The sequence below is a fragment of the Streptomyces sp. GbtcB7 genome (assembly GCF_019091445.1).
Taxonomy (GTDB): Bacteria; Actinomycetota; Actinomycetes; order Streptomycetales; family Streptomycetaceae; genus Streptomyces; species Streptomyces mirabilis.
Genome location: NZ_JAGXJM010000207.1, coordinates 1 through 327, shown reverse-complemented (window position 1 = coordinate 327; position 327 = coordinate 1). Strand labels below are relative to the sequence as shown.

Annotated in this window: 1 pseudogene; it reads right to left on the bottom strand. The window is 70.6% G+C overall.

Annotated elements, in window-relative coordinates:
- Window positions 1–39: 39 nt before the first annotated feature.
- A pseudogene (locus KVT44_RS55860) lies at window positions 40–327 on the bottom strand (hypothetical protein); the annotation flags it as partial.

The following is a 327-nucleotide window of genomic DNA, read 5'->3' as shown; positions in this document are numbered from 1 at the left end:
GGCGGGTGCGGTCGGGCCGCACCCAGCCCATGCATCAGGTCACCGGGCGTCCGACGAGTCGCCAAGAGGCGCCCAGGTGTAGGTGTCGCCCACCGATGTGACACGGCCGAATACGTCGTCCGTGAAGTGCCCGGCGGCGATCACGGTGTCCGGCCGTGCCAGCACGCGGTCGCGCACCGCTCGGGCCTGGTCCGGGGTGACGTCGGAGGAGAACACCAGACCGGGGTCGCCGACCTGGGCCGGCGAGTGAAGGATGTCTCCCACGATGTAGGCGGATTCGGTGCGGGTGCCCGACGGATCCCGTACGACGATCGCCAGATGTCCGGG